Genomic DNA, 4,540 nt, shown 5'->3' on the forward strand with positions numbered 1-4,540 from the left:
CTCCCTTCTAGGGAGAGGCGCGCCTACGGGCTAGGGTGAGGGTCGGAACGGCCCCCCTCTCCCCCGTGGGAGAGGGGCCGGGGGTGAGGGCTGCCTTAGAAAAAAACGGGCGGACCTAAAGGTCCGCCCCTACATCATCTCAATAAGCAAAACACGGGCCGGGGTGAGAAAGCGGCGGGGATTTGCCAGGGGCATAGCTCGCTTCGCTCGGTTAAAATCCCCGCCCTACATTTAGGAGAGGGCCGGGGTGAGTGTAATCCAGGATAAAAAAGGCCCCCGCGGGGGCCTTTGGCGCGCTTGAAAAAGCGTCAGCGGTTACTTTCGTCTTGGTGCTTGAGAATCGTCCTCAGCTCGCGCTCGCCCTCCGCCTTCAAAAGCGACTCGCGAATCTCGGGTCGGTGGAGGAGCTTGGCGATGCGCGAAATGGTGTGGAGGTGCAGGTGGGGGTCCTCCGCCGGGCTTATCAACAGGAACAGCAGGTTGACCTTTTCCTTCCCGTTCTTGCCGAATTTTATCCCGTTCTTGCTCCGGCCCACGGCGAGAATCGGCCTCTCGGGACCGGCCATCATGATATGGGGAATGGCGGCGCCGGAGCCCACCGCTGCCTCGTACTCCATCTCGCGGTTGAAGATGGCCGATATGACCTCGGCGTTGGAGGGCAGCCCGGGTTGCCCCACCACCAGGTGGGCCATCTCGTGCAGCGCCTCGTGGCTTTTTGTGGCAGTCAGATCGAGATTAATCGCCCCTGCGGGGATCAGCTGTTCCAATTGCAAGGGTGCTCCTTTTGTGGACCACCCGACCTAGCGCCGCGGCGGGGTCGGGTGGGTTGTACGATGGAGGTTGGAGATGATGGATGAGACCATATAAGCGGTTTCTGATGCTTTTGGGAAAATCCCTTCAACCACCCTATAGAATAGCGCCGAACGTCGGTTAAGTCAAGTTATCCTTCGCCGGTTGCCCGTTTCCGGTCGCACTTGGCCGGATGGGTCAGGTAGTAGATGAAAACCGCGGTAACGAAGAGGGTCGCGGCCCCGGAGAGGATGAAAAACACGAGGGGGGATATCGCCAGGCCGAGGCCGGCGGCCAGGGCGATGTAGACCGGAAACTGGGTGGCGTGAACGGTGAACTCCTCGCGCGGGGGCCTCTCCAGGAGGCGGTCCAGGGCGAACTGGAGGACCGCCGCCACCGCGGCAACGCCGAGGATGTACTCGATCCACGGAACCTCGGGCAGGTCCATCTTCAACAGGACGGAGCGCGCGAGCCACCCCAGCCCGAAGGGGATGGAAAAGGCGATTCCCCAGCCGAGAAGGTCGCCGAAAAAGCGCCAGGGGTGGCCGGTGAGGGTGTCGGCCAGCCAGAGGAGTACCAGGGCTCCGGCCAGGATTATTCCGGCGACGGTCATGTCACGTGCTCCGAAGGACGGTCCGCCTCACTCAACCCGTACAGACGGCCCTCCCGGCCGCGAAGGCCCGCAGGTTCACCTCGACGTACTTGTCCTTGACCTGACCCTTTATCGCCTCCCGCCAGTGCTTTTCGTCCAGGGGCAGGGCGGGGGAGAGGGCGCCCAGGAGCACGATGTTGGCCGCCCGCGGCTCGCCCACTTCCTGGGCGATTTTCGTCGCGTTGAAGAGCCAGTACCTCTTCGTGGCCCGCTTGAGTCGCTCGTCTATGTCGGCGGGGTACTCGAAGGCCCCGGAACTGACCGTCATGGGCCAGATTTCCAGGTCGTTGACCACTGCTACGCCCTGGCCCGGTTTGAGGTGGTCCAGCCAGCGCACCGCTTCGAGCCGCTCGAAACCCATGAGCACGTCGGCCTCGCCGCGGCAGATCAGGGGGCTTTTGACCTCCTCGCCGAAGCGGACGTCGGAGACCACGGAGCCGCCGCGCTGGCTCATGCCGTGGACCTCGGACTTCTTCACGTCGTAACCGGCCGCGAGCGCGGCCTCGGAGAGAACCTCGCTCGCCAGGAGCACCCCCTGGCCCCCCACGCCGCAGATTAAAACGTTCGTCATCGCCATGGGAACACTTCCTTTCGGGCGAACTAGACAAGGGGTTTCGCTAGAGGCATAGCTCGGTTCGCCGGGGGCGTAGCTCGCTTCGCTCGGTTCGCTCGGTTAAACCCCTTACCACCAGAAACGGAGCCGGCTAAATCTTGTCGGCGCACCAGGAGCCTTTCCGCCCCGGGTCGTCGCTCACGCGGGTGACGGCATTGAACTTGCAGACCTGCTCGCACAGGCCGCAGCCCACGCAGAGGGAGTCGTCGAAGCGGGACTTCCCGTCGGTGCCCATGGGGGCGATGCCGGGGCAGCCCAGGCGGATGCAGGAGCGGCACTTGGTGCAGTTGTCCTCGTTGACGAAGTACTCGATTCGTTCCAGTTTTTTAGCCTCGGGCAACAGCGCGCAGGGGCTCTTGAAGATTATCACGGCGGGCTCTTCCACGGCGACGGCCTCCTTCAGGGTCCCCTTCACCGCCTCCAGGTCCAGGGGGTTCACCGTGCGCACCCACTTCACCCCGCAGGCCCGGACCAGCTGGTCGAAGTCGGCCTTCCACGTGGGCTCCATCCGCAGCGTCAGACCCGTTCCCGGGTTCTGCTGGTGGCCGGTCATGGCGGTGATGCGGTTATCCAGGATGCAGACCGTGGTGATGCCCCGGTTGTAGACGAGGTCTATGAGCCCGGTTATCCCCGAGTGGAGGAAGGTGGATTCGCCGATGGTGGCGACCATCTTCTTGGAGAACGCCTTCCCCTGGGCCAGCTCCAGGCCGAAGGCGATGGTGACCGCGCCGCCCATGCACACGCAGGTGTCCATGGCGTTGTGCGGCGGCAGGGCTCCCAAGGTGTAGCAGCCGATGTCCCCGGTGGCGGTCAGTTTGAGCGTGCGCAGCATGGCGTACACGCCGCGGTGGGGGCAACCGGGGCAAAGGACCGGCGGCCGCGGCGGCAACTGGCCCACGTCCACCGGGCTCGAGTACTCCCGGGCCACGGCCAGACCGGCCTTTTTGAACCCCTCGGCCACCCGCTCCTGGTTGAGTTCGTCTATCCCGGGGATGATAGCCTTCCCAATGACGGGGATGTCCAACTCCAGGTTGCGAATCTCGTCCTCCAGGATCGGGTCGTTCTCCTCGACCACGTAGAGCCGGTCGTAGTTTGTCGCGAAATCGCGGATGAGCTTTCTCGGCAGGGGGTAGTTGAAGCCGAGCTTAAGGAAATCGGCCTGGGGCAGGACTTCGCGGGCGTACTGGTAGCCGATTCCCGAAGCCACGACGCCGATCTTTCCCTCGCCCTTCACCGTGAAGTTCCACGGTGAGCCGACCGCCTCCTCCTCGAGCTGGGCCAGCGCCTGTTCCAGCCGGGCGCGGCGGACCTTGGCCCGCGCCGGCAGAATCACCCGCCGCGCGTCGTCTTTTTTATAGGGGGGTATCTCCCGCGCCGTCCGCTCCCCGCAATCCACCACCGACTTGGAGTGGCAGACGCGGGTGGTCATGCGGATTAAAAACGGGACCTGGTACTTTTCGCTCAGATCGAGGGCGGTGCCCACCATGTCCTTGGCCTCCTGGGAGTCCGAGGGCTCGAGCATGGGAATTTTCGCGTGGCGGGCGTAGTGGCGGTTGTCCTGCTCGTTCTGGCTGGAGTGCATCCCCGGGTCGTCGGCGGTGACGACCACCAGTCCGCCGTCGGTGCCGATGTAGGCCAGGGAGAACAGCGGGTCGGCGGCCACGTTGAGCCCCACGTGCTTCATGGCAACCAGGGCCCTCGCCCCGCCGAAGCTCGCGCCGATGGCTATCTCCAGGGAGGTCTTCTCGTTGGTGGACCACTGGGCGTAGATTTCCTCGTACTTGCCCACGTTCTCCAGAATCTCGGTCGAGGGGGTGCCGGGGTACGCGGCGGCGATGTGGACGCCGTACTCGTACGCCCCGCGGGCGATGGCCTCGTTGCCCGACAAGAAGAGCTTCACGGGATCTCCTCGGGAGAACAGGAAGGAATTGCGGCCGACGGCGCGAACCGCCGGTCTCTAGTTCACACCTTGATCGAATTGGGGTAGTCTCAGCGGCCGGGGGGGATGCCGCTGAACCAGGGTCCGCTCGTGAGAGAGCTGATTTGGGACATGATGTCCGATGTGATTGGGTGAGCGTCCCGGGGTACTTGACCGCTAGCTCATCTTAACGAAAAAGGGGGTGCCGGTCAAGCGACTCCGACGCCCTTTTTTATTTCGGAGTCTATTGAATATTAATGAGCCTGTCGGTGGGGAGCGTTTGGGGTGAGGGGTGAGGTTTTTTATAAAAAACGGGCGGGGTACGGAGCCCCCGGCCCACGTTTATAAACAGCGCGTCCCACCCGTAGGGGCGAGGAGTCCACGGTCGCCCGCATGTCCCCTCTCCCTTCTAATGAGAGGCGCGCCTACGGGCTAGGGTGAGGTTCGGGGCGTGAATGCGGCGGGGTTAGGTATCTGCGGCCGAAGGCAAAACCCCGCCCTACGTCGGAGCATTCGGCGAGACACGGGTCGGGGTGAGGGTCAAACGTGGCGGCCCGCGGAGGACTCG

Annotated in this window: 4 protein-coding genes; all 4 read right to left on the reverse strand. The window is 63.9% G+C overall.

What is annotated here, in order from left to right; genetic code table 11:
• Positions 1 to 308 precede the first annotated feature (308 nt).
• The 4 genes from NTW26_10775 to iorA all read right to left on the reverse strand — a co-directional run bounded on the left by NTW26_10775 (position 309) and on the right by iorA (position 3,954).
• Entirely contained in the window at positions 309 to 767 is a 459-nt protein-coding gene (locus tag NTW26_10775; protein MCX7022734.1) for a PTS sugar transporter subunit IIA, read from the reverse strand.
• A gap of 173 nt (positions 768 to 940) precedes the next feature.
• Positions 941 to 1,402: a hypothetical protein gene (locus NTW26_10780; GenBank protein MCX7022735.1), complete on the reverse strand. Its 462-nt coding sequence runs from the start codon at positions 1,400 to 1,402 to the stop codon at positions 941 to 943.
• Between the two features lie 31 nt (positions 1,403 to 1,433).
• Positions 1,434 to 2,018 carry an indolepyruvate oxidoreductase subunit beta gene (locus NTW26_10785; GenBank protein ID MCX7022736.1) on the reverse strand — a complete coding sequence of 195 codons (585 nt, stop codon included), beginning with the start codon at positions 2,016 to 2,018 and terminating at the stop codon, positions 1,434 to 1,436.
• A 127-nt stretch (positions 2,019 to 2,145) separates the two neighbouring features.
• Entirely contained in the window at positions 2,146 to 3,954 is a 1,809-nt protein-coding gene (gene iorA, locus NTW26_10790) for an indolepyruvate ferredoxin oxidoreductase subunit alpha (protein ID MCX7022737.1), read from the reverse strand.
• Positions 3,955 to 4,540: the final 586 nt, after the last annotated feature.

Source organism: bacterium (assembly GCA_026398675.1).
Classification (GTDB): domain Bacteria; phylum RBG-13-66-14; class RBG-13-66-14; order RBG-13-66-14; family RBG-13-66-14; genus RBG-13-66-14.